Here is a 24814-nt window from a genome sequence, read left to right on the forward strand (position 1 = left end):
TTAAAGATGAATAGCGCCCAACCCCCTACGCAGCCGGAAGCCCCTACGGCGCTGGCAGACATTCACGACCGTGTAATGGAGGCCTACTACGGGAAGTTGGGCGAGCATTTCATGCGCGAAACCCAGGCACGCATCCATTGGATCTGTGCACAGGTTTCGGGCAAGAAGGTACTCGATGTAGGTTGCTCACAGGGCATCGTGCCGCTATTGCTGGCCCGCGAGGGCTGCGACGTGATCGGTGTCGACACCAGCCCCCAGGCTATTGAAGAAGCCAAATCGTACATGGCGACCGAGCCGTCCCATGTACAGGCGAAAGTCTCCTACGTGAACGCGGATTTCCTGTCCCTGAACGTCGAGGATGCTGAACCCGACACCATCGTCATCAGCGAAGTGCTCGAACACCTCGTGCGTCCGGAAATGTTTGTCGAGAAAGCTGCGTCGCTGCTCAAGCCCGACGGGCGACTGATCATCACCGTGCCATTCGGGGTAAATGATTTCATCGACCACAAGCACACGTTCTACCTGCTTGAGCCCTTCCGCCTGCTGAATGAATACCTGCACATCACCCAGATCAAAGTACTGGGCAAGTGGCTGGGCATGGTGGCCGTCAAAAAAACCGACGCAACCGCTCCTTCCCCCGTGCAGTTGGATATGGCCCAGGTACAAAACCTGGAAAAAGCCTTCGAAGCGATCGAACGCAACCTGCAAAACAGCCTGTCCAACACCAGCAAGAACCTGACCGAAGCCAACAAGAAATACCGCGCGGCCACAGAGCAGATTGCCCAGCTCAAGCCACAGGCGCAAAAGGCAGAAGAACTCACGAAAAAAACCCTCGCACAAGAGGCCATGCTTGCCGAGCAGGCTGATATCAAGCTGCGCCTGGACGAGGCGAACAAAAAATACCGCGTAGCCACCGAGCAGGTGCAACAGCTCAAATCACAACTAACTGAACTGGAAAACACCAAAAAGGCCCGTCTTGAGCAGAATGATAAAGAGCTCACAGAACTGCGCGCCCGACTTGAAAATACCCAGGAACAATTGCAGCACACCCAAACCCAGCACGAGTTGCTCGGGGCACAAATAGAAGCCTTGCAAACAGAAAACCAGTCAGAGGTCGAACAAAAAGACCAGCAACTGATAGAGCTGCATGCGCTCACCCAGCAATTGCAGACCCTTGCATCCCAGAATGCTCGGTTGCAAGAGTTGGTGACCGAAGAACAATCGAAACGCCATCAGGCAGAGACCGCACGAATCAGCATCAACCATGATGCCGAACAACAGCTGCACGCCCACGAAGCCATCCAGGCACGGCTGGAAGAGGATATCGACACGCTGCTACTGCAAGTCGATGACCTGACAAATCTCCACGATCAAGAAATGCAGGAGCTGAACAGCCAGCTCAAGGATTGCCGCGCCCGCATTACCGAGCTGTCCGGCCACCTTGAACAAGAGCGCGCCATCCGCCCATTGCTGGAGAACGAACTGGCCACCTGTGAAGCCCATGTGGCGCAGTTGGACAGAGAGCTGCAGATCAAGACCGACCAGCATCTAGTTATCACCAACCAGCTTGAAACCGAACGTGCAACCCGACAGAACCTGGAGTTGAGCCTCAACCAACTTGAGCATCAATCCCAAGAGGCTCTGCTGCAACGAGACAGGCTCACTACGGCCCTGCAGCAACAGACCTCCGTCCTGGAGGAGCTGCGCCAGCAAAATGCCGACCTGCAAGAACAGGTGCAACTGGAGTTGTCCAGCCGTGAGGCTGCCGAGCAATTGCTTGCCACCACGCAGGAGCAATGGGATGACGCTCGTCTGCGAATGGAAAGCGAGCTGAAGTCTTCAAAAGGTTGGCTTGAGGCCGCCAATCAAAAATATCGCGAAGCCACGGGTACGCAGATTCCTCATCTGAAAACCAACCTTGAAAAACTGCTTGGACAAACCGCGGCCCAGCAGCAAAAGATCGAAGAGCTCAACGACAACCTGCATCGCGCCAATGCCAAGCGTCATCTGGCAGAGCAGCGCCTGATCAAAACCCGTTCAAGCCTTACCTACCAGCTGGGTTATCAACTGAAGACCAGCGGCAGCTCGCTGGGCGGCATCATTCGCTTGCCAGGCACCTTGTTCAACCTATACCGCCAGGCCAGCAAAACCCGCAAAGACACGTCCCAGAAAGCCATTGGTTTTGACGGCCCGGCAGCGTTGCTGCCTGCGCCACAACACATCGCCAAAACAGACGTCGCCTTGCCCGCAGCACTCGCAGACACCGAGTATGTACGCAACTGCTTGCTCAACCACGAGCAGGGCAATGCCGCATCCCTGAAAGTCGCCTGTGTGATGGACGAATTCACCTACGGCTCATACCGCCATGAATGCAACCTGCTGCAACTGACCCCTGCGGACTGGCAGGAACAACTGCAGCAATTCCAGCCCGAACTGGTGTTTATCGAATCCGCCTGGCGCGGCAAAGATGACTTGTGGGGCAGTAAAGTCGGCCATAACAGCCACGAACTGCAAAGCATCCTTAAATGGTGCAAAGACCATAAGGTCCCCTCGGTTTTCTGGAACAAAGAAGACCCGGTCCACTTCGAGACCTTCCTGTCTACCGCCAAACAGTTCGACTTCGTGTTCACTACCGACATTGACTGTATTCATCGCTACAAGGGTGCGCTCGGACATGATCGGGTGTATCTGCTGCCGTTCGCCTGCCAACCGGCGGTGCACAACCCGGTTGAGCTGTACGAGCGTAAAGATGCGTTTTGCTTCGCTGGCGCCTACTACACCCGGTACCCCGAGCGTACCCGCGACTTGGGTAATTTTGTCAGCGAACTGCCGAGCTTCCGCCCGCTGGAAATTTTCGATCGCAACTTTGGCAAGAACGACGCCAACTACCAGTTCCCCGAAGAATACCAACCGTACATTGTCGGCACGTTGAGCTTCGAACAAATCGACCGTGCCTATAAAGGCTACCGCTACGCGATCAACCTCAACTCGATCAAACAATCGCAATCGATGTTCGCCCGCCGGGTGTTTGAGTTGCTTGGCTCCAACACCGTGACGGTCAGTAACTTCTCCCGCGGTGTGCGCCTGCTGTTTGGCGATCTGGTGATCACCACCGACAGCGGTCCGGAAATGCTGCGCCGCCTGAACACACTGGCAGGCAACGAACGCGACAGTGACAAGCTGCGCCTGGCCGCCCTGCGTAAAGTGATGCAAGAGCACACCTATGGGCACCGCCTCAACTATGTGATGAGCAAAGTGACCGGCAAGGCCCAGGAAGAAAGCCAGCCGCGCATTTGCATTATCGCCGATGCCGCCAACAGCGCCGAAGTCGAAGCTCTGACCCAGCACCTGCTTCGTCAGCGCTACACCAACGTGAGCATGCATGTAGTCGTCAACGACACCGTCGGCAAAACTGCAGTCAAAGACCCACGGGTAAAACTGATCTCGCGCAAACAGCTGAAAAAAACCAGCCTTGGTGAACTGGCAGGTGATGCACCGTGGTTCGCGGCCATGGTCAGCGAGGACTACTACGGCCCGAACTACCTGCTCGATATGGTCCTGGCAACGCGCTACAACCAGGCTGAAGTCATCGGTAAAGTTGCCCACTATGTGCGCAAGGATGACGGCATCCATTTACAGAACCCAGGTCAGGCTTATCGTCGCCCGGCCAGCATTGCTGCACGCGCCGCCCTGATCAAAACCGCACTGATTGGCGAGCAACAAGCCAGCGAATGGCTCAAAACCCTGCCGAAGTTGAACTACACGTTCGAGCAATCACTGGCGATCGATGCGTTTAACTACTGCAGAAACGCCGCGGGTGCCCGCCAGCAAGACGTGACGCAGGCAGTAGACGACCTCAATCTGTACACCGGCATCAGCATTGACGAGCTGCAACGCCGTGCCGAAGCTGTCGAACCGCTTAAGGTCAGCCACACCAGCGCAGAGATCTGCGGGCGTGACCTGGCCACGATGTTCGGACCGATTCGCAGCAAGCATCTGGAAGCACACATTGACGTAGACACCTGGCAGATCAGCTCTTCGCTCGCCGACGGCAAGCACGAGTACCAGTACGCCAAGAAGGATTTGCCTGTCGCCGAATTGACGACAGGTGAACAACTCAAACTGTTCCTTGACGCCACCCCTGGCCTGAACATCCAGTTGGTCGTGCTGTTCCTCGATGCCCAGAAACAACGCATCAGTCACGTCATGCAACACGCCAATCGCAACCAGGCCAGCGATATCCCGCCAGAGGCCGCCTTCATTCGCCTGGGGATCCGTGCCTATGCCAATGGCAGCGCCGGTATCAAGGCACTGGTCCTGGGGCACCGCGATCTGCAGCCATCGGAAATGCTCGCCAAATCCGAACACCTGCTGTTGACCAACCATTACCCGGCCTATGACGACCTGTACCGCAACGGTTTCGTTCACACCCGCGTCACCGCCTATCAGGAACGCGGCGTCAACGTGGACGTATTCCGCCTGCGCAAGAACGAAGCGGTCAGCTATCACGAGTTTGAAAACGTCGACGTCATGACCGGCTCCCAGGCAACCCTGGCAAAAATGCTGGAATCGGGGGCCTACAAAACCATCCTCGTGCACTTCCTCGACCCCGACATGTGGGAAGTCCTGCGCCGGCACCTGAACACCACCAAAGTCATTGTGTGGGTCCACGGCGCCGAGATCCAACCGTGGTGGCGCCGCGAATACAACTTCACCACCGACGAACAACTGGCCCTGGGCAAACTCGACAGCGACAAGCGCATGAGCTTCTGGCGCAACCTGCTGCAACCCATGCCGGCCAACCTGAAACTGGTGTTTGTATCCCGTTACTTCGCCGAAGAAGTAATGGAAGACCTTGGGTTCCGCCTGCCGGAAAGCCAATACGAGATCATTCATAACCCGATCAATACCGAGCTTTTTTCTTATGTGGAAAAGCCGGTTGAACAGCGTAAGAAGATCTTGTCGATTCGGCCGTATGCGTCACGCACCTACGCCAATGACTTGAGCGTCAAGGCCATTCAGTTGCTGGCACAGAAGCCTTGGTTCAATGAGCTGGAGTTCCGGATGATTGGCGATGGCCCATTATTTGAAGAGACGCTGGCGCCGTTACGGCAGTATTCGAATGTTCAGATACAAAGAGGTTATTTGAAGCAGGCTGAAATAGCAGAGCTTCATAAAGAATACGGCGTTTTCCTTTGCCCAAGTCGGATGGACACACAGGGTGTGTCGCGCGATGAAGCAATGGCATCAGGCTTGGTCCCACTGACTAACAGCATCGCCGCCATCCCAGAATTTGTCGATCAGGACTGTGGATTTTTATCCAACCCGGAAACATTTGATGGATTAAGCAGTGGAATTGAAGCCTTGTTTTTCAACACACAGCTTTTTACTGAAAAATCCCAAAAAGCGAGAAAAAGAGTCGTATCCCAAAGTGACAAAATTCATATTTCCAGCCTTGAGCTAATGATTTTTAACAAAACTATTGACGCGAAATAGCCGATTCAAAACACACAGCCAAAAAGCCTTGCCGAGTAGAGATTTTACAAATGAAAAAAACACTAGCCATAATTAGCATTTTATTCACTTTAGCTGCATGCGAAGACTCCAACAAAGCCGACTCTCAAGTACTCAACGCCTCTAATGAGATGAACAGCCTTACTCTCCAAGATGGAACCACAATAAATCTAAACGGCTCGATAGTTAAAACATCAACTAAAAAAGATGGAAAAGTTGAGGTTGTTACACACACAGTAAAATTTGATACCGGATCAAAAATTGCGGAAAACTCAATATACGGAATGCTATCAAAGCAAGGATACACACGTGAAGTAGTCGAAAACACCGGTGAAAAATTCAAGATCCACTACTATAAAAAAGGTCACCCAACAATCGGCAGCGTCTACAAGGAAAAAACCACTGAAGCCGGTCTGTCGTCCGTGCTTGCTATCTACTGGAAAGTAATATAATTCGCCACTTATTTTTTAACATCTCCGCACCTGAGGTTAGAGCATTGCCCATTCCGAAGCACACGAAAGCTTAATGATGACTAGTCTTCAGAGCGCTATAAAATCAACAGCTGGCTGGTGCTTCTCGCTGGGCAGAAAATTCATGGGCGTGACTCCAACCTCAACTTTAATCGTACAAGTGGCAAGCCTTTCTGCGCAAATTTTATTGGTTTTTACTTTTTTCCTACCAATCAAAATACTTATATTGTTAGGATCCGATACGATCCCACACTACTACCCTCTATATTTGAAAAGCTTAAAAAAAGCACATCTTATAATGGGGCTTAGTGCATTAGCACTCATATGTTATGTTCTATATTTAATATCAGAACTGACTGTTTCTTTCTTTTCAAGAAAGGGAGCCCAGAAGCTTTTAACACAGAGTGCAAAATTAACTCTATTTGAGAAGCAATACCAATTAGCAGTTCAGGCTTACGAGAGGTTCACCCGCGGATTATCAGCGGGCACTTTTGCGATCATCGCATTTTTGATACTCGCATATATCTACCCCTTTCTTTTTATAGTTTCCATTAGCTACATTTTCATTACTTCAATATTACTTATATTCCTGCACAACAGATCCATCAAAATACGCACAGCGCTACACGCCCACTACAAAGTCGTACTTAACGCAATGTCTTCTGTCGGTTTCTTGATGACCTTTTTCTGCATGATTGCAGACTTCCTCTACATGCACCCCCCTAAAATACTTGCTGCATTAATTTCCCTACTTGTTATCCGACAAGGCATGTCTCGCGTCGCAGTACTACTCCAAGAGGTTATTTCTCTAAGAGCACAACACCGACAAATAAATGCATTGTTTTTTCACAGCCAACCGTTAACATCCAACTCTACATCACATACAATCAAGATCAAAAACCTCTTGGATGAAAAGCAAAGATCCACGTGGATCCAAGATGCAATAAATGCCGTTAGCACTTCAAACTTCAAGTTATGTAGCGCAACCTGGCATCAACTAGGACGCAGTAATATCTACTCTTTCGAAGCAACAGCCAGATCAGACAGCGAGCAATTTGACAGAGCCTACTTGATCAAGGTTTTTGATAACAACAGCTTTTCACTGGCTGACCAAGAATTTACGCTATTAACTAGTACACCTGGCATCCCTGCACCAGTTTTTCGAGGAAAAACAAAAGTAGAAAATCTAGCATGTCATATTTTCGAAATTGGCGACTCTAGAAAAGCAACTCCTAGAGAAGTTGGGCCTGGAGCCATCTCTATCAATCGCGCCCTGCTCGCAGTTGAGCCATCAGAAACGCTAACCAAACGTTTCAGCCGTTCGCATCTGTTTCTTGAGCAACGTCTTTCGAGTGAGCTATTGAGCAGCCTCGACATCGTAACTACACAAGAGCATAGAGCTTCATTTGAACTATTTTCGAAAAACTTTCATGTTATAAAAAACATATTATCCACCCTTCCGCGCCAAATCATTTCGCTCGATACGACCCCAGACACCTTACTTATATCTGATACTGACCCAACCTGTGTCAGTCATTGGGCGAGTTGGAAGATGGAGCCACTAGGCGCAAGCTGGCCAATTGGTGAGCAACCTAAATTAGAGCAGGCGTTCGAACAAGCAAAACTAAAACGACAAAGTCTTGCCGATGTTCCTGTATCAGCGGTGTTACTTTGCGCTCTTGCGTATGCGTTCGAAAACTTGTGTCAACGAGCCAGATATGTTGAAGCTGTCGCCTTAATGCCAGACATGCTTAAAAAACTTGAATCAGCCCAACTTATGTCGTCGAACAGAGATAATACGCCGTGACCCGCATAGCAATGATCGTCTGGAATGAATTCCGCAACGACGCCCGTGTATTAAAAGAGGCGCAGACGCTTCAAGCTGCCGGCTACGCCGTAACCGTGTTCGCCCTGCACACACCGGGCGTCACCCAAGAGAAAGAGACACTGCCGGGCGGTATCAACGTGGTGCGTGTTGCACGCAGTCCATTGTGGAAGCTGCGCAAAACCAAAACTGGCGGCGCAGCTTCTGCACCGTCCTCAGCCAGCGGCCCTATCGGTCGCTTGACCCCGGCCAGACAAGCGCTGCGGATTATCGCGCGGTTGTGGACCCATGCTGGATTGTTGGCGCGGATCGCTTGGCATCGGGCCGCAGTAGTGCACGCCCATGATGTCAACACACTACCAACGGCGTGGCTGGCGGCAAAACTCAGCGGCGCTCGCGTGGTGTATGACGCCCATGAAATCAGCACCAGTCGCGAAGGCTACAACAGTTTTCGCGGGTTGGTCGCGCGGGTCGAAGGCGTGTTGATGCCACGGGTACAGGGCAGTATCACCACCACGGATGCCCGGGCCAAGTTTTTTGCCCGCGCCTATGGCGTCCCGCGTCCGGTGGTGTTGCAGAACCGGCCGCGCTTGACGGTCAGCCCTGCCAGTCAGCGGATTCGTCAGGAACTGCAATTGCAGCAACCTTGGCCGATTGTGATTTATCAGGGGGGGCTGCAACAGGGCCGCGGCCTGGAGCGTCTGGTGCGGATCGCGGCTTCGGTCAACGACGCCTATTTTGTGTTCATTGGTGGCGGCAGACTGACGGCGCCACTGACTGCGCTGAGCCAAGAGCTTGGACTGACGGAACGTGTGCACTTCATTCCAACCGTATCGTTAGCCGACCTGCCCAGCTACACCGCCTCCGCCGACATCGGCGTGCAGCCGATTGAAAACACCTGCTTGAACCACTTCACTACTGACTCCAACAAACTGTTCGAGTACCTGATTGCCGGCCTGCCTGTGGTCGCGACCGACCTGCCGGAGATTCGCCGTATCGTCAGGGCGTTCGACATCGGCTTGCTGGTGCGCGAAAGCGACGATCAGCAGTTGATCGATGCACTCAATCGCCTGGTAAGCGATCCGCAATTGCGTCGCACCTTTGCTGGCAACGCGGCGATTGCCGCGACGCGCTTGAACTGGGAGCAGCAGGAAAAACTGTTGGTCAACCTGTATGGCCGCGTTCTCAAGGGCCGGACTTCTTGCGCTGACGCTCGCCGATGACCGTTCGTATACTTCTCTTGAGCTTCTATTACCCGCCTGACCTGGCGGCGGGCTCGTTCAGGGTCGAAGCCTTGGTAAAGGCGTTGCTTGAGCAAAATAGCTGCAAGTTGCACATTGACCTGATCACCACGCAACCGAACCGCTATCACTCATACAAAGCGCCGGCTGAAAGCACTCAAGGCTTCTCGCGACTGTCGATCACGCGCATTGACCTACCGCCGCATAAAAATGGCGTAGTGGACCAGGCCAAGGCATTCCTCGCCTATGCCTTGGGGGCCCGTAAAGTCGCTCGTGGTAAAGACTACGATTTGGTCGTGGCCTCCTCCTCAAGATTGATGACCGCGGCCTTGGGCGCATCGATTTCGTTCCAGAACAAAACGCCGCTATACCTTGATATACGCGACATCTTCGTCGAAACCCTGCCAGAGCTATATCCCGGCATGGTTGGCCGGGCCATGACCTATTTTTTTTCGTGGGTGGAGCGCCTGACTATTCGCCAGGCGACTCAGGTCAACCTGATTTCGCCGGGTTTCCTGGGGTACTTCAACGAACGCTATCCCCACAGGTTTTTTTCCACCCATACCAATGGTGTGGATGACCTTTTCCTGCAACCGTTGGCCAATCTGGAAAAACTGCGCACGCCTTCGACCGAGCTGAAAATCGTGTATGCGGGCAATATTGGTGCTGGCCAGGGGCTGGATAGAATTATTCCGGCAATGGCTGAGCAGCTTAAAGGTATCGCGCATTTCTACATCATTGGTGACGGCGGTGCTGCCGATAAGCTTCGGCAGGCGCTGGCCAGTAAAAACATCTGCAACGTGACACTGATAGCGCCGACCAAACGCTCGAATCTGGTCGATCATTACCGGGAAGCAGACATACTTTTCCTGCATCTCAACACCTTCAAATCCTTTCGACGGGTTTTGCCTTCCAAGCTGTTTGAATATGCGGCGACTGGCAAACCCATCCTGGCGGGTTTGGCGGGTTATGCAAAACAGTTCACCAAATCGAAGATTGCCAATGCCACGGTGTTCGAACCCGGCGACCTCGACGGTGCGATGAAAGCACTGAATCGCCTGGAACTGACTTCAATAAACCGTTCGGTTTTTGTCGAGGATTACTCCCGTGTCTCTATTCAGCAGCGCATGGCGTTGGATGTATTGGGCACACCGGAATTGGGCAATGGTCCCTCAACCAGGTATCTGCGCCTCAAACGCTGGATCTTCATCCAGATCGACTGGATCGGTGCGGGCTCGCGCTACCCGGTTGTTGCCGAAGTATTGACAGCGTCCTTTCTGGGCTGAGAGCTACCGGGCATAGAGCGGTTGCGCACCATTATTTACGTTTCAGTAAAGATTCCCTTCAACCATTGCCCCAGCCTGCCGACAACCTGACAAAGCCTTGCGGATTGAATCAATATGCGTAACAACCAACCCGTTACCCAGCGCGAACGTACCTTCCCCGCTCAACAACGGTTGATCTCCACGACCGATGCCAAAGGCGTGATCACTTACTGCAACGATGCGTTTGTCGAAATCAGTGGGTTTTCCCGGGATGAACTGATGCGCGCCCCGCACAACCTGGTTCGTCACCCGGATGTGCCGGCGGCCGTGTTCGCGCATATGTGGGCCACGCTCAAACAAGGCTTGCCATGGATGGGCATCGTCAAGAACCGCTGCAAGACCGGCGATCACTACTGGGTCAACGCCTATGTGACCCCGGTATTCGACGGCGAACAGGTGATCGGCTACGAATCGGTACGAGTCAAGCCGACCGCCGAGCAGATCCGCCGTGCCGAAGCGCTGTACCAGCGTATCAACCAAGGCAAGTCGGCCATCCCGCGCAGTGATAAATGGCTGCCGGTGTTGCAGGACTGGCTGCCGTTTATCATGGTCAGCCAACTGAGTTTCCTGATTGGCATCTGGCTCAATTCCCATTGGGGCTTTGCCTTGGCCGCTGCCTTGTCAGTGCCACTGGGCCTGCTCGGCCTGAGCTGGCAACAGCGGGGCCTCAAGCGCCTGCTGCGCCTGGCCGAACAAACCACTTCCGACCCGCTGATCGCACAGATGTACACCGACAGCCGTGGCGCACAAGCACGCCTGGAGATGTCGATCCTCAGCCAGGAAGCCCGCCTGAAGACCTGCCTGACCCGTCTGCAGGACACCGCCGAGCACCTCAACGAGCAGGCGCGTCAATCCAACACCCTGGCCCACAACAGTTCGACCGGCCTGGAACGCCAGCGCGTGGAGACCGAGCAGGTCGCCACCGCCGTCAATCAGATGGCCGCCACCACCCAGGAAGTCGCCAGCCATGTACAGCGCACGGCCGATGCGACCCAGGAAGCCAATCGCCTGACCGGGCGCGGGCGTGATATCGCCGGCGAAACCCGTGAAGCCATCCAGCGCCTGTCGGTGGTGGTCGGGGAAACCGGTGTGACGGTGACCCAACTGGCCAAGGACAGCGACGAGATCGGCGGCGTGGTGGATGTGATCAAGGGTATTGCCGACCAGACCAACCTGCTGGCCCTGAACGCAGCCATCGAAGCGGCCCGTGCCGGTGAAATGGGTCGCGGGTTTGCGGTGGTGGCCGATGAAGTGCGGCAACTGGCGCAACGCACCAGCGAGTCCACCGGGCAGATCCATGCCCTGATCGCCAAGCTACAACAGACCGCCAGCACCGCCGTGCAGACCATGGACGCCGGGCATCGCCAGGCTGAAGAAGGTGTGGCGCGGGTAATGGAAGCGGACGCTGCGCTGGTGGGAATCAGCGAGGCGGTGGCGCATATTACCGACATGACCACCCAGATCGCCGCCGCGACCGAGGAGCAAAGCTCGGTGGCCGAAGAGATCAGCCGCAATATCAGCACCATTGCGCTGTTGGCGGACCAGACGTCGGAGCAGGCGTTGAATTCGGCGCAGTTGAGTGAGGAGTTGACGCATACGGCGAATACGCAGTATTCGTTGGTGGAGCGGTTTAATCGGTAGTAATAGACACTGGAACGGCTCTGATAGACTGCGCAGCCCCACAACTCTGTGTGGGGTTTGTTTAAGATTGGCTCCCTCTTATGTAAACCAGAGCACCACCATTTGTGTCACCGTGGGTTTCTACAAACCAGTTGGAATACTGACCTCACACCTTTTCGCTTTTCCCAGAGCATTTCAGCCCATACGCGGCCCCAGGGACTGTCCCTATTGAAACCGTCATGGGCACAGGCCAATAAAATCCTTGGTGCCAAGTCCCTCACTCACTACCGTGATCTTTCGTATCCAAACCAGATCCAAATATATAACCCCCCCTGCCCCAAATGGGTCCCTAAGCTGTTCCTTCGCCCAAATATCGAAAACACGAGATGATCGAACAAATGCTTGGATAACTGAAAGGTATTTCGTGTCGACACGCAGGTCGAGGAATTCTCAATCTTTGCGTGATATGCGCTAACAACCCACCCCATCACGTGATTGCGCAGACTCTATTACCCAACCTTTCAAGCAAAAATTTATCTAGCGAGTACATTTTTCGACTTTCAACTCAACCTAAATCTAGATATCGAGTTGTGCAAGGTTTACAATCACCGATTCGCATACAGCACCAAAAAATGTTACAGAATATTTTTAATCCGAGCTTACTTAATAATCCAGGAGGGTAAATTGTTTTCCATAAAGATAGATCTCTTAAATGGAGTTTGTTCTTGCACGGTAAACACCGTAAAGCAGAAAGGCGACCGCTTTTATTTTTACCTGCTGAAAGACGGCGCCATCATAGATCGTCTTGGTTGGTCTGACTCTCCAACCTATACAAAAAAACTAACTGAAACAGGGAATTATCACGTACAAGCGCATTTAAAAAGAGGCGAGTCCAACACATTAAAAAGATCTGAGAGCATCTTCCACAGCACAGAAGAGGGCTTGAATGAATTACGATCCCTATGGAAAGACACTCAACTCCCTATTGAAGAAATAGCGCTATACAAACTAGCGAAACCTTTTAGTGACTTTGTACTTCATCACGGACCAATATCAGGCACCACCTTATCTCCTGAAAAAATTGATAAAGACCTAAAACTAAGCCACAGTAAAAAAACACACACATATCAAACAAATATTTTTACATTCAACAATCCTTGTAACAATGACAGCGTCCTGCACTTTTCCGGAACATCGATTTCAGATTCGCGACTAATTTTTGGTTCCGAGGACATCTCAAAAGAGCAAAACTTAACTAACCTTCTTGGGTCAATAGGAAATTTTACGACCGCAGTTTTGCAAAACAATGAAATCACGATCAGCACAGACTATTTCGGGTTTGGAAAGCTTTATTATTATAAATCCCCCGAGAGCGTCGTCATCTCCAACAGTTATCACCTACTACTTATTGCACTTCGTTCCTCTGGGATTGAGTTGGAAATTGATTTAGATGTAGCGCTATCCAAGCTGACATTTGTTGGACTCCAGCCTTTTTACCAAAATTTTTCAAGGCGCATGGACATTCAAGGTACGCATTGCTTGCCTATAGATAAGATGTTCGTTATCTCAGACATGGGCATTACAATTCAAAATAAAGAAATTGCCGAGACGCTACAAAAAGAAGATATCCCCTCCGAGGCAGAGTACATTGAGCTTTTAGGCAAAGCCAAAAATGAAATACTAGAAAACTTTGCTTGCATTGCAAAGAGCCCTCGCTTCAAAGAGATAATAATCGACGTATCTGGAGGTATGGACTCTCGCTTAGTTTTTTGCGCTGCCACCAATTTCCCTGAATACAGAGAAAAAATCACCTTAAATAGCCAAGAAACACGCGATGCTCCTGAAGAGCTAAACGTGGCTATTGCAATAAATTCTTGCTATAACTACCCATACAATGAGAGCGCAGAAACTATCATTTCACCTCCTCCAGCACAATTGGTCGATGGCATTTCCAGCTACTACTTAGGAACATACTACTCTTATAATTATCCACAGACTAAAATATCTGAAAATCAAGCGATAAGACTTACCGGATTTGGTGGTGAAATTGCTGTTCGCCCTTATTTTTCACGCTTACACTTTAATACAGAATTAGATGTTTCTGACGTATCAAAATTTATCTCCCTGTACTTTGAAAAGTATGGCTACCTGTCTCGCTTTGACAAAAACAGCAGATTTACCGAAGCGACAAAGCGCCTATTCAAGCAAGAACTCGACATAATGCCTGGATCAAGTGCCCTTGAAAAGTTCGACTGGCACTATTTATTCTATAGAAACGGACTACATTGCAGCGATAGCTGGCGCGTAGATATTTCCGGAGCAGAGTTTGCAATACTGCAATCCAAATCATCTTTCGAACTAAAAAAACGCTGCTTCACTCAACATAAAAGTGTAAAACTACAGCTTGATTTAATGTCTGCACTCAATCCTTTTCTGGCAACATACCCTTATGAAAGCGACATGGATAACCAGGCACAAAAGAGCATAAATCTGACGCAAACTCAACCTAAAAGCTACATCGAAAACCTTCGACCACCAGCTGTAGCCGACCACACTGCTTGGGAAAGCGCCAGAAAAAACAAGCTCTCAAAAAGAACATTAAAATCAGACAATTATGCCGAATACAAAGCGCAACATCAGAGTCTACTTGAAAGCCGGCTACAACGCTTGACGTCCGCATTAACCTTGATATGCGGCACCGACGAAGAACTTTTCACTGAGGTTGCAGCACCTATTTATTTCTTTGCAAAAGCTAATTTTAAAGGTAAGAGCAGTGGAACCCAATTTCAAAACCTCTACACAAAAATAATGTCGATTGCCTATCAAATAAAGATTTCGCGCTCTTAATAACTTCATAGCAATACTGCTCTTGCCTCTACGCTAACGCTAAGAGGCAAGACTTAAATCCAGCACAAAAATTAGCGCTGCCATGCTATTAAACTACCCACAACCAAATGTCCATTCAAACTCTTCACAAAAAAATAATGGTACAAATATGCCCAACCTAATGTGGATTCATTGCTTAAGAGTCTGTGCAATGCTGATGGTTGTTGTCCTTCATTCTGCAGCCCCTACTCTTTATCGATTCAAAGGCCCATCTGATACCGACTGGATGACCGGTAATTTTTATGATTCATTTGTACGTGTTTGCGTACCACTATTCTTCATGATCTCAGGCTTTCTACTTTTAGACAAAACGGAGAGCACTAGCAGCTTCATTAATAAACGTCTAAAGAAAATCGTCATCCCGACTTTATTCTGGACTTTAATTTATCTTACTTGGAAAATACTCTACGAAAAACAGAAACTGGATTTAGGCCACAGCCTCCTTACGGCGCTAATTTCCCCAAGCTACTATCACCTATGGTTTGTATATGCAACAATCGGATTGTATCTTGCCATCCCAATATTGAGAAAGTTTGTTACCAATGCAACCAACTCAAATATTATATATTTTTTATCCATTTGGTTTTTTTGCGTAGCCATACTCCCTCTAATTGAAAAAACACTCGGAACAAAAGCAAAATATGACATAGGTATTTTCACCGGATATGCAGGATATCTTATACTTGGCTTATTTCTCGGCCGCTTCACCTATAAATCTTTTCACGCAATAATTTCTGTTGCTACTATTATAGCAGGCTTATTAATCACCGCACTTGGCACATATTTCCTCACTTTAGAAAAAGGATCATTTGTTGATAAGTTTTATGGCTACCTCTCACCCGCAATAATACTATCTGCAGCAGCCTGGCTTATATTATTTAAATACATCTTCCAAGACAAAGGACTTTCAATAAATACACACATAGAAAAATCAATCACGTCACTAAGCTCGTTAAGTTTTGGCATCTACCTTGTGCACGCACTATATTTAACTGCATTAAAATCTGGAGCTTTTGGCTTCAAAGTATCCGCGCTATCAGGCAACCCTGCTATATGGATACCTATTACAGCCTTTTTAGTATTTTTCTTATCTTATACAACTGTATGGATTTTAAGCAAAATACCTTTCTTGAGAAGAACGGTATAATCTCCTAAAATGTATAACTGCGATGAGCCACCATTAGGCAACACCGTTCATGGAGTGACATAGAGCTTTTGAAACTTTAGTCACTCCACAGTTAATAACAACCTCGCGATGCTCACCGCCGCCGCCTCCAAATGCTCCTCATGACTAACCCCAGAAGCCTTCAACGGCTTCAAATCATGATCCCCTGCCACCAGCCACATCACCTCGATGCTCGGCGACAGCACATAACCCTCCACCGCCGCCCGATTGCCCAGCGCATCGCGCTCGCCCTGCACAATCAAGGTCGGGGTCTTCAGCCCGGCCAGATGCTCGACCCGTGGCTTTTCTGGCTTGCCCACCGCATAGAACGGATACCCCAGGCACACCAGTGCATCAGCCACCAATTCATCGGCCAATAAACTGGCCATGCGCCCGCCCATGGACTTGCCGCCAATAGCCAAAGGCCCAGCGACATGACGTCGCACCTGGGCATATACCTCACGCCAGCATTCCAGCAGTTTCGGCGCCGGATTCGGCGGGCGTTTGCCGCCGTCCACACGGCGCTGGGCCATGTACGGGAACTCGAAGCGCAACACGTTCACGCCATGCCCGGCAAGGCGTGCAGCCATGTCGTCCATAAAGCCCGAGTCCATCGGCGCGCCGGCTCCGTGGGCGAGGATCAGCGTCGGTGAGGGGCCTGCGCCAACGCGCGTGGCCGCATTCCATAACCAACCCTGTTCACGCACACACTGCGCCCATTGATCCCCGTCAATACTGGCCTTGTGCTCTTTGCCCATGCTTGCCTCGCTTTTTAGTCTGCCTATAACTCCAGCCCAAGTGCCGCATCTGCTTGGGTTGAACCGTGGATGGGGAACCATGAACACTACTTTAAGTACCGCCTATAACTACAAGGTGGTCCGCCAATTCGCCATTATGACGGTGGTGTGGGGCATCGTCGGCATGGGGCTCGGGGTTTTTCTCGCTGCCCAGTTGGTATGGCCCGAACTCAACTTCAACCTGCCTTGGACCAGTTTCGGTCGATTGCGCCCACTGCACACCAACGCGGTGATTTTCGCGTTTGGTGGCTGTGCGCTGTTTGCCAGCTCCTTCTACGCGGTGCAACGCACCTGCCAGACCCAGCTGTTCGCGCCGAAAGTCGCGGCGTTCTGCTTCTGGGGCTGGCAATTGGTGATCCTGCTGGCGGCAATCAGCTTGCCATTGGGCTACACCAGCTCCAAGGAATACGCCGAGCTGGAATGGCCGATCGACATCCTGATCACCATCGTCTGGGTCGCCTACGCCATCGTGTTCTTCGGCACCGTGGCCAAGCGCAACACCAAGCACATCTACGTCGGTAACTGGTTCTTCGGTGCGTTCATCATCACCGTGGCGATCCTGCATATCGTCAACAACCTGGAAATCCCGGTCAGCCTGACCAAGTCCTACTCCCTCTACGGTGGTGCGACGGATGCCATGGTGCAGTGGTGGTACGGCCATAACGCCGTAGGTTTCTTCCTCACTGCGGGCTTCCTGGGGATGATGTACTACTTCGTGCCGAAACAAGCCGAGCGTCCGGTCTACTCCTATCGCTTGTCCATCGTGCACTTCTGGGCATTGATCACCCTGTACATCTGGGCCGGTCCTCACCACTTGCACTACACCGCGCTGCCGGACTGGGCACAGTCCCTGGGCATGGTGATGTCGCTGGTACTGCTGGCGCCAAGCTGGGGCGGCATGATCAACGGCATGATGACCCTCTCGGGCGCCTGGCATAAGCTGCGCAGCGACCCGATCCTGCGCTTTCTGGTGGTATCGCTGGCGTTCTACGGCATGTCGACCTTTGAAGGTCCGATGATGGCGATCAAGACGGTCAACGCCCTGTCCCACTACACCGACTGGACCATCGGCCACGTACACGCCGGCGCTCTGGGTTGGGTGGCGATGATTTCCATCGGCGCGCTGTACCACATGATCCCGAAAGTCTTCGGTCGCGAGCAGATGTACAGCCTCGGCCTGATCAACGCGCACTTCTGGCTGGCTACCATCGGCACCGTGCTCTACATCGCTTCGATGTGGGTCAACGGCATTGCCCAGGGCCTGATGTGGCGTGCGGTCAACGAAGACGGCACCTTGACCTACTCCTTCGTCGAAACCCTGGTGGCTAGCCACCCAGGCTTCATCGTGCGGTTGGTGGGCGGTGCGATCTTCCTCAGCGGCATGTTCCTGATGGCTTACAACACTTGGCGCACCGTGCGTTCGGCACAACCTGCCGAAGTAGCCGCTGCGGCGCGGATGGCCTGAGGAGTCGATGATGAAACACGAAACGATTGAAAAGAACGTCGGCCTGCTGATGCTGCTGATGGTGCTGGCCGTGAGTATCGGCGGCCTGACACAGATCGTCCCGCTGTTCTTCCAGGACGTGACCAACAAGCCGGTGGAAGGCATGAAGCCCTATACCGCGCTGCAACTGGAAGGCCGTGACATCTACATCCGCGAAGGCTGCGTACAGTGCCACTCGCAAATGATCCGGCCGTTCCGCGCCGAGACCGAACGCTATGGCCACTACTCGGTCGCCGGCGAAAGCGTTTGGGACCACCCGTTCCTGTGGGGTTCCAAGCGTACCGGTCCGGACCTGGCCCGGGTTGGCGCCCGCTACTCCGACGACTGGCACCGCGCGCACTTGTACAACCCGCGCAACGTAGTGCCTGAGTCGAAGATGCCGGCCTACCCTTGGCTGGTCACCGCGCAGGTCGACAGCAGCCACACCGAAACCAAGCTCAAGGTCATGCGTACCCTCGGCGTGCCGTACACCGACGCGGACATCACCGCGGCCGTGGACAGCCTCAAGGGCAAGACCGAAATGGACGCCCTGGTCTCCTATCTGCAAGTGCTCGGCACTGCAATCAAGAGCAAGAGGTGAACCATGGGTTTTGAACTGGATACCGGAATGATCCGCGGCCTCGGCACGCTGGTGGTGGCAATTGCCTTCATCGGCCTGTCGCTGTGGGTGTTCAACTCCAAGCGCAACCCGGAGTTCGCCGAGGCCTGCCTGCTGCCATTTGCCGATGAGCCTAAGCCTGACGCCATTGGCACCCCATCCGACGCTCAAGAAGAGCCTGTAACAAGGAGCATTCGGCCATGACTACCTTTTGGAGTACATGGATCTGTGTACTGACCCTGGGCAGCCTGATCGGCCTGACCTGGCTGTTGTTCGGCACCCGCAAGGGCGAGACCAAGGGCAGCGTCGACCAGACCATGGGCCACGCGTTCGACGGGATTGAGGAGTACGACAACCCCCTGCCCCAATGGTGGTTCATGTTGTTCGCCGGCACCCTGGTGTTTGCCGTCGGCTACCTGATCCTCTATCCGGGCCTGGGCAACTGGAAAGGCGTATTGCCGGGCTATGAAGACGGCTGGACCCAGACCAAGGAATGGGACAAGGAAATGGCCAAGGCCGACGCCAAGTTTGGGCCGATCTTCGCCAAATTCGCCGCCATGCCCGTGGAAGAAGTGGCCAAGGACCCGCAAGCGTTGAAAATGGGCGGTCGCCTGTTTGCCTCCAACTGCGCGGTGTGCCACGGCTCCGACGCCAAGGGCGCCTACGGCTTCCCGAACCTGGCGGACGACAACTGGCGCTGGGGTGGTTCGGCTGATGCAATCAAGCTGACCATCATGAACGGTCGCCATGCCGCGATGCCGGCCTGGGGTGAAGTGCTGGGTGAAGACGGGGTGAAAAACGTCGCCGCTTATGTGCGTCACGACCTGGCCAAGTTGCCGCTGCCGGCTGACAGCAAGGTCGACCTGGCTGCCGGCAAGCAAGCGTTCGACACCACCTGCGTGGCATGCCACGGCCCAGAAGGCCACGGTGTTGAAGCCATGGGCGCGCCGAACCTGACGCAGCCTGCCGGCTTCATCTACGGCACTAGCCTTGCGCAGTTGCAACAGACTATCCGCCATGGCCGCCAAGGCCAGATGCCGGCGCAGGAAGCGCTGCAAGGCAACGACAAGGTCCACCTGCTGGCGGCCTACGTCTACAGCCTGTCGCAGAAAGATCAGAAGTAAGCTTCACGCAATAAGCTGCAAGAGAAGAGTTCTCAACTCGGCTCTTGCAGCCTTTTCAACCCTCTCCCTCCCCGCTTCAAACTTGCCGCTTGCAGCTCGCTATTAACCGCTGCGCCCTGCGCCAGATTGTCACACCCTTCTAAAGCACACCTTTCCCCTCTCGCCAATCGGGTCTACGCTTGTTTCGACAGTGGGCCGGCGTTGATCGGCCGCAGCTCGACTTGCACTCGATGAGTCAGACATTCCAGCAGGGTGACAGGCGCAAGGGCTGACAGTTACCGGCTGTCGCGCCACCGACCATTCGTCACCTTGGCAACGTGTCCCTACGCATCGCGTTGCAAGTACCTGCGCCCCCTCAAAATTCCTGTCCAACCCGTCAGCTTTTCATTTTTGATTTTGTCCTTACGCCAAATAGGGAAAGGGCGCAGAATCTGGCTTGAAACGCATTGACGCAGGTCAGCGTTACGTTGCAATGGCACTTCGCATTGTCCATACTTGCGGCCGATTTTTATCCTAATAAAACACCTAAACCGTGGAACCTTAGAATGAGCACAGCAATCAGTCCGACTGCTTATAACTATAAGGTAGTCCGCCAGTTCGCCATCATGACGGTGGTCTGGGGGATCCTTGGCATGGGGCTCGGTGTCTTCATCGCCTCGCAACTGGTCTGGCCGGAGTTGAACTTCGACTTGCCATGGACGACGTTTGGACGCCTACGCCCACTGCACACCAACCTGGTGATCTTCGCCTTCGGCGGATGTGCACTGTTTGCCACTTCCTACTATGTCGTGCAGCGAACCTGCCAGACGCGACTGATTTCCGACGGCCTCGCCGCCTTCACCTTCTGGGGCTGGCAAGCAGTAATCGTCGGCGCCATCATCACCCTGCCAATGGGCTTCACCACCACCAAGGAATACGCGGAATTGGAATGGCCCCTTGCCATCCTTCTGGCGATCGTCTGGGTGACCTACGGCATCGTGTTCTTTGGCACCATCGTCAAGCGCAAGACCAAGCACATCTACGTCGGCAACTGGTTCTACGGTGCCTTCATCGTGGTGACGGCGATGCTGCACATCGTCAACCACGCGTCCCTGCCGGTGAGTTTCTTCAAGTCCTACTCGGCCTACGCCGGTGCAACCGATGCGATGATCCAGTGGTGGTACGGCCACAACGCCGTAGGGTTCTTCCTGACCACCGGCTTTTTGGGGATGATGTACTACTTCGTGCCGAAACAGGCCGAGCGTCCGATCTACTCCTATCGCCTGTCCATCGTGCACTTCTGGGCGCTGATCACCCTGTATATCTGGGCCGGTCCTCACCACTTGCACTACACCGCACTGCCGGATTGGGCACAGTCCCTGGGCATGGCCATGTCGATCATCCTGCTGGCTCCGAGCTGGGGCGGCATGATCAACGGCATGATGACCCTCTCGGGCGCCTGGCATAAGCTGCGCACCGACCCGATCCTGCGCTTTTTGGTGGTATCGCTGGCGTTCTACGGCATGTCGACCTTTGAAGGGCCGATGATGGCGATCAAGACCGTCAACTCGCTGTCCCACTACACCGACTGGACCATCGGCCACGTACACGCCGGCGCTCTGGGCTGGGTCGCGATGATCTCCATCGGCGCGCTGTACCACATGATTCCCAAGCTCTATGGCCGGGCGCAGATGCACAGCACCAGCCTGATCAACACCCACTTCTGGCTGGCCACTATCGGCACCGTGCTCTACATCGCTTCGATGTGGGTCAACGGCATCACCCAGGGCCTGATGTGGCGTGCAATCAACGATGACGGCACCCTCACCTACTCCTTCGTTGAAGCGCTGCAAGCCAGCCATCCTGGCTTCATCGTACGTGCCCTCGGTGGTGCGTTCTTCGCCAGCGGCATGCTGTTCATGGCCTACAACGTGTGGCGCACCGTGCGTGCCTCCAACCCTGTAGAGGCTGAAGCCGCCACCAAGATCGCCGTCGTGGGAGCTCACTGATGAAGCATGAAGTAGTCGAGAAGAATATCGGCCTGCTGGCCTTCTTCATGGTCATCGCCGTGAGTATCGGCGGCCTGACCCAGATCGTTCCGCTGTTTTTCCAGGACGTGACCAACAAGCCGGTCGAAGGCATGAAGCCGCGCACCGCCCTTGAACTGGAAGGCCGCGACGTGTACATCGCCAACGGCTGTGTCGGCTGCCACTCGCAGATGATCCGTCCGTTCCGTGCTGAAACCGAACGCTATGGCCACTACTCGGTTGCCGGTGAAAGCGTGTGGGACCACCCGTTCCTGTGGGGTTCCAAGCGTACCGGTCCGGACCTGGCCCGTGTGGGTGGGCGTTACTCCGATGACTGGCAGCGTGCGCACTTGTACAACCCGCGCAACGTGGTGCCCGAGTCGAAAATGCCGGCGTACCCGTTCCTCGTGGAAAACAAGCTCGACGGCAAAGACACTGCCAAGAAAATGGAAGTCTTGCGCACCTTAGGCGTGCCTTACACCGACGAAGACATCGCCGGTGCCCAGGCAGCCGTCAAGGGCAAGACCGAAATGGACGCGCTGGTGGCCTATCTGCAAGGCCTGGGCACCATCATCAAAAGCAAACGGTGATCTGAATGGATATCGGGATGATTCGAGGCCTGGGCACCGTTGTCGTGATGGTGGCCTTTATCGGCCTGGCGTTGTGGGTGTTCAGCCCCAAGCGCAAGTCAGAGTTTGAAGACGCGACCTTGCTGCCTTTTGCGGATGATCCCGAAGCCATCAAGCACGTCGAGCAAGCTTCTAGGAGTAACAAAGAATGACTACGTTCTGGAGTCTGTACGTCACAGTCCTCAGTCTGGGTACCATTTTTGCCCTGACCTGGCTGTTGCTGTCGACCCGCAAGGGCCAGCGCGCCGAGCAAACGGACGAGACGGTTGGCCACTCGTTCGATGGCATCGAGGAATACGACAACCCACTGCCTAAGTGGTGGTTCATGCTGTTCGTCGGCACCATCATCTTCGCCCTGGGCTACCTGGTGCTGTACCCGGGCCTGGGTAACTGGAAGGGCCTGCTGCCGGGTTATGCCTACCTCGACAACGAGAAGCAAACCCCGTTCGCCAACGGCCAGAGCGGCTGGACCGGTGTGCACGAGTGGGAAAAGGAAATGGCCCGCTCCGACGCCAAGTTCGGACCGATCTTCGCCAAGTTTGCCGCCATGCCCATTGAGGAAGTGGCCAAAGATCCACAAGCCCTGAAGATGGGTGGCCGCCTGTTCGCCTCCAACTGTTCGGTATGCCACGGTTCCGACGCCAAGGGTGCCTATGGCTTCCCCAACCTGACCGACGCCGACTGGCGCTGGGGCGGCGAGCCGGAAACCATCAAGGCCACCATCATGGCGGGCCGTCACGCGGTGATGCCGGGCTGGGCTGAAGTGATCGGTGAACAAGGCGTAGCTGACGTCGCCGGTTTCGTGCTGACCAACCTCGATGGCCGCAAGCTGCCGGAAGGCGCCAAGGCCGACGTAGCCAACGGCGAGAAGCTGTTCGCCGCCAACTGCGTGGCCTGCCACGGCCCGGCCGGCAAAGGTACGCCAGCGATGGGCGCACCTGACCTGACCCACCCGGGCGCGTTCATCTACGGCTCCAGCTTCGCCCAACTGCAGCAGACCATCCGTTACGGCCGCCAGGGCCAGATGCCTGCGCAGGAGCAACTGCAGGGTAATGACAAGGTGCACTTGCTGGCGGCGTATGTTTACAGCCTGTCGCACAAAGAGCAGCAAGAGCAGCAAGAGCAGAAGTAAGCGGCAAGCCGCAATAAAAAGCCCCTGTCACCCTAGCGGTGACAGGGGCTTTTTATTGCCGGTGAAACACATCGACCGCTTGTAGCTTGAAGCTTGTAGCGTTTCAGTGCGACGTAGTAACGTAACTACATTCACCCACCCTACCGGGAGGCGCCCCATGACAATTACGACCATCTCCAGTCGCGAATTCAACCAAGACACAAGCGGTGCCAAAAAAGCCGCGCGCCAAGGACCGGTTTTTATCACCGACCGAGGCAAGCCTGCCCATGTCCTGCTAAGTATTGAGGACTACCAAAAATTGACAGGCATCAACGCCGATATCGTTGACCTGTTGGTGATGCCCGAAGCGGCGGACATCGAGTTTGAAACCGAGCGTGCCGTGATTATCCATCGACCCGTGGACCTCTCTTGATGTATCTGCTCGATACCAATGTCATTTCCGAGTTACGCAAACCCCAGGCCGACAAAAATGTGGTGGCCTGGGCCAAAACCGTCGCCGCACCGCGCATGTATATTTCGGCGATTACCTTGAAAGAACTGGAGACTGGGGTGCAGCGAATGGAGCGCCGTGACCCCGCGCAGGGCAAGGTCTTGCGCACCTGGCTCAAACGCCATGTCATGCCGGCCTTCGATGCCAGAATCCTGCCAATTGACGCTGCCGTGGCATTACGCTGCGCCAGCCTGCATGTACCGGATCGTGCTAACGAGGGTGACGCGCTGATCGCCGCAACCGCTCTGGTTCACGGCCTGACCGTGGTCACCCGCAATGTCACCGACTTCCAAAGCAGCGGTGTGACATTGATCAACCCATGGGACGAATGACCTACAGGCCCTGAAAAACTGTCCATACTCACGCTGTCAATTGATTCAAGTCACGTACACCATCAATTGATTTCCCCCAACGCGACCAAAGGTCGCACCCGTTCACCGGTGCTACAGGCGTATCATTACGCCACTGCAAGACCCCTATTTTGACCC

At 53.6% G+C, this 24814-nt stretch carries 19 protein-coding genes; 18 read left to right on the forward strand and 1 reads right to left on the reverse strand.

The window, feature by feature from the left end; all coding sequences use genetic code 11:
- Nucleotides 1–6: 6 nt before the first annotated feature.
- The 8 genes from BHC62_RS08115 (at nucleotide 7) to BHC62_RS27310 (ending at nucleotide 16028) form a co-directional block, all read left to right on the forward strand.
- Nucleotides 7–5496, forward strand: coding sequence for a methyltransferase domain-containing protein (locus tag BHC62_RS08115; protein WP_070994704.1), 5490 nt, complete (start codon nucleotides 7–9; stop codon nucleotides 5494–5496).
- A 50-nt stretch (nucleotides 5497–5546) separates the two neighbouring features.
- Complete coding sequence (locus BHC62_RS28050; protein WP_143007510.1) at nucleotides 5547–5966, forward strand: hypothetical protein; 420 nt, start codon at nucleotides 5547–5549, stop codon at nucleotides 5964–5966.
- Nucleotides 5967–6039: 73 nt separating this feature from the next.
- Nucleotides 6040–7791, forward strand: coding sequence for a hypothetical protein (locus BHC62_RS28055; protein WP_143007511.1), 1752 nt, complete (start codon nucleotides 6040–6042; stop codon nucleotides 7789–7791).
- Complete coding sequence (locus BHC62_RS08120; protein WP_070994705.1) at nucleotides 7788–9032, forward strand: glycosyltransferase family 4 protein; 1245 nt, start codon at nucleotides 7788–7790, stop codon at nucleotides 9030–9032. The genes BHC62_RS28055 and BHC62_RS08120 overlap by 4 nt, the downstream gene beginning before the upstream one ends.
- Complete coding sequence (locus BHC62_RS08125) at nucleotides 9029–10336, forward strand: glycosyltransferase family 4 protein (protein WP_083335423.1); 1308 nt, start codon at nucleotides 9029–9031, stop codon at nucleotides 10334–10336. The genes BHC62_RS08120 and BHC62_RS08125 overlap by 4 nt, the downstream gene beginning before the upstream one ends.
- A gap of 114 nt (nucleotides 10337–10450) precedes the next feature.
- A complete protein-coding gene (locus tag BHC62_RS08130) occupies nucleotides 10451–12016 on the forward strand; it encodes a PAS domain-containing methyl-accepting chemotaxis protein (protein ID WP_070994707.1) in 1566 nt (521 codons plus the stop codon).
- A gap of 663 nt (nucleotides 12017–12679) precedes the next feature.
- On the forward strand, nucleotides 12680–14842 hold the full coding sequence (locus BHC62_RS08135) for a hypothetical protein (RefSeq protein ID WP_143007512.1): 2163 nt from the start codon (nucleotides 12680–12682) through the stop codon (nucleotides 14840–14842).
- A 160-nt stretch (nucleotides 14843–15002) separates the two neighbouring features.
- On the forward strand, nucleotides 15003–16028 hold the full coding sequence (locus BHC62_RS27310; RefSeq protein WP_256324291.1) for an acyltransferase: 1026 nt from the start codon (nucleotides 15003–15005) through the stop codon (nucleotides 16026–16028).
- A gap of 80 nt (nucleotides 16029–16108) precedes the next feature.
- Here the strand turns inward: BHC62_RS27310 and BHC62_RS08140 are convergent, their stop codons facing one another.
- Nucleotides 16109–16804 carry an alpha/beta family hydrolase gene (locus BHC62_RS08140; protein WP_070994709.1) on the reverse strand — a complete coding sequence of 232 codons (696 nt, stop codon included), beginning with the start codon at nucleotides 16802–16804 and terminating at the stop codon, nucleotides 16109–16111.
- Nucleotides 16805–16883: 79 nt separating this feature from the next.
- Here BHC62_RS08140 and ccoN (BHC62_RS08145) point away from each other — a divergent pair, with 79 nt between their 5' ends.
- The 10 genes from ccoN (BHC62_RS08145) to BHC62_RS08190 all read left to right on the forward strand — a co-directional run bounded on the left by ccoN (BHC62_RS08145) (nucleotide 16884) and on the right by BHC62_RS08190 (nucleotide 24658).
- Complete coding sequence (ccoN, locus tag BHC62_RS08145; RefSeq protein WP_070994710.1) at nucleotides 16884–18308, forward strand: cytochrome-c oxidase, cbb3-type subunit I; 1425 nt, start codon at nucleotides 16884–16886, stop codon at nucleotides 18306–18308.
- Nucleotides 18309–18318: 10 nt separating this feature from the next.
- Nucleotides 18319–18927, forward strand: a complete 609-nt coding sequence (ccoO, locus tag BHC62_RS08150; RefSeq protein ID WP_029300055.1) for a cytochrome-c oxidase, cbb3-type subunit II — start codon at nucleotides 18319–18321, stop codon at nucleotides 18925–18927.
- A 3-nt stretch (nucleotides 18928–18930) separates the two neighbouring features.
- On the forward strand, nucleotides 18931–19149 hold the full coding sequence (locus BHC62_RS08155; RefSeq protein ID WP_029300053.1) for a cbb3-type cytochrome c oxidase subunit 3: 219 nt from the start codon (nucleotides 18931–18933) through the stop codon (nucleotides 19147–19149).
- A complete protein-coding gene (gene ccoP / locus BHC62_RS08160) occupies nucleotides 19146–20069 on the forward strand; it encodes a cytochrome-c oxidase, cbb3-type subunit III (RefSeq protein WP_029300050.1) in 924 nt (307 codons plus the stop codon). Before BHC62_RS08155 ends, ccoP (BHC62_RS08160) begins: the two co-directional genes overlap by 4 nt.
- Nucleotides 20070–20614: 545 nt before the next feature.
- On the forward strand, nucleotides 20615–22057 hold the full coding sequence (gene ccoN / locus BHC62_RS08165; RefSeq protein ID WP_057439486.1) for a cytochrome-c oxidase, cbb3-type subunit I: 1443 nt from the start codon (nucleotides 20615–20617) through the stop codon (nucleotides 22055–22057).
- The gene (gene ccoO, locus BHC62_RS08170) at nucleotides 22057–22665 is read left to right on the forward strand and encodes a cytochrome-c oxidase, cbb3-type subunit II (RefSeq protein WP_029300047.1); all 609 of its coding nucleotides are present in this window, start codon (nucleotides 22057–22059) and stop codon (nucleotides 22663–22665) included. Before ccoN (BHC62_RS08165) ends, ccoO (BHC62_RS08170) begins: the two co-directional genes overlap by 1 nt.
- A gap of 5 nt (nucleotides 22666–22670) precedes the next feature.
- Nucleotides 22671–22856 carry a CcoQ/FixQ family Cbb3-type cytochrome c oxidase assembly chaperone gene (locus BHC62_RS08175; RefSeq protein ID WP_003175465.1) on the forward strand — a complete coding sequence of 62 codons (186 nt, stop codon included), beginning with the start codon at nucleotides 22671–22673 and terminating at the stop codon, nucleotides 22854–22856.
- Entirely contained in the window at nucleotides 22853–23836 is a 984-nt protein-coding gene (gene ccoP, locus BHC62_RS08180; RefSeq protein WP_070994711.1) for a cytochrome-c oxidase, cbb3-type subunit III, read from the forward strand. Before BHC62_RS08175 ends, ccoP (BHC62_RS08180) begins: the two co-directional genes overlap by 4 nt.
- Nucleotides 23837–23993: 157 nt before the next feature.
- The gene (locus tag BHC62_RS08185; protein ID WP_029300038.1) at nucleotides 23994–24248 is read left to right on the forward strand and encodes a type II toxin-antitoxin system Phd/YefM family antitoxin; all 255 of its coding nucleotides are present in this window, start codon (nucleotides 23994–23996) and stop codon (nucleotides 24246–24248) included.
- A complete protein-coding gene (locus tag BHC62_RS08190) occupies nucleotides 24248–24658 on the forward strand; it encodes a type II toxin-antitoxin system VapC family toxin (protein ID WP_070994712.1) in 411 nt (136 codons plus the stop codon). The genes BHC62_RS08185 and BHC62_RS08190 overlap by 1 nt, the downstream gene beginning before the upstream one ends.
- Nucleotides 24659–24814: the final 156 nt, after the last annotated feature.

The organism is Pseudomonas sp. 06C 126 (genome assembly GCF_001855215.1).
GTDB classification, from domain to species: Bacteria; Pseudomonadota; Gammaproteobacteria; order Pseudomonadales; family Pseudomonadaceae; genus Aquipseudomonas; species Aquipseudomonas proteolytica.

What these genes read in the sequence shown, in the direction of transcription:
- BHC62_RS28050 (WP_143007510.1), top strand. Translation starts at nt 5,547, where the DNA reads ATGAAAAAAACACTAGCCATAATTAGCATTTTATTCACTTTAGCTGCA.
- ccoO (WP_029300055.1), top strand. Translation starts at nt 18,319, where the DNA reads ATGAAACACGAAACGATTGAAAAGAACGTCGGCCTGCTGATGCTGCTG.
- ccoO (WP_029300047.1), top strand. Translation starts at nt 22,057, where the DNA reads ATGAAGCATGAAGTAGTCGAGAAGAATATCGGCCTGCTGGCCTTCTTC.
- BHC62_RS08140 (WP_070994709.1), bottom strand. Translation starts at nt 16,804, where the DNA reads ATGGGCAAAGAGCACAAGGCCAGTATTGACGGGGATCAATGGGCGCAG.
- ccoP (WP_070994711.1), top strand. Translation starts at nt 22,853, where the DNA reads ATGACTACGTTCTGGAGTCTGTACGTCACAGTCCTCAGTCTGGGTACC.
- BHC62_RS28055 (WP_143007511.1), top strand. Translation starts at nt 6,040, where the DNA reads ATGATGACTAGTCTTCAGAGCGCTATAAAATCAACAGCTGGCTGGTGC.
- BHC62_RS08190 (WP_070994712.1), top strand. Translation starts at nt 24,248, where the DNA reads ATGTATCTGCTCGATACCAATGTCATTTCCGAGTTACGCAAACCCCAG.
- BHC62_RS08125 (WP_083335423.1), top strand. Translation starts at nt 9,029, where the DNA reads ATGACCGTTCGTATACTTCTCTTGAGCTTCTATTACCCGCCTGACCTG.
- ccoP (WP_029300050.1), top strand. Translation starts at nt 19,146, where the DNA reads ATGACTACCTTTTGGAGTACATGGATCTGTGTACTGACCCTGGGCAGC.
- BHC62_RS27310 (WP_256324291.1), top strand. Translation starts at nt 15,003, where the DNA reads ATGTGGATTCATTGCTTAAGAGTCTGTGCAATGCTGATGGTTGTTGTC.
- ccoN (WP_070994710.1), top strand. Translation starts at nt 16,884, where the DNA reads ATGAACACTACTTTAAGTACCGCCTATAACTACAAGGTGGTCCGCCAA.
- ccoN (WP_057439486.1), top strand. Translation starts at nt 20,615, where the DNA reads ATGAGCACAGCAATCAGTCCGACTGCTTATAACTATAAGGTAGTCCGC.
- BHC62_RS08175 (WP_003175465.1), top strand. Translation starts at nt 22,671, where the DNA reads ATGGATATCGGGATGATTCGAGGCCTGGGCACCGTTGTCGTGATGGTG.
- BHC62_RS08130 (WP_070994707.1), top strand. Translation starts at nt 10,451, where the DNA reads ATGCGTAACAACCAACCCGTTACCCAGCGCGAACGTACCTTCCCCGCT.
- BHC62_RS08115 (WP_070994704.1), top strand. Translation starts at nt 7, where the DNA reads ATGAATAGCGCCCAACCCCCTACGCAGCCGGAAGCCCCTACGGCGCTG.
- BHC62_RS08185 (WP_029300038.1), top strand. Translation starts at nt 23,994, where the DNA reads ATGACAATTACGACCATCTCCAGTCGCGAATTCAACCAAGACACAAGC.
- BHC62_RS08155 (WP_029300053.1), top strand. Translation starts at nt 18,931, where the DNA reads ATGGGTTTTGAACTGGATACCGGAATGATCCGCGGCCTCGGCACGCTG.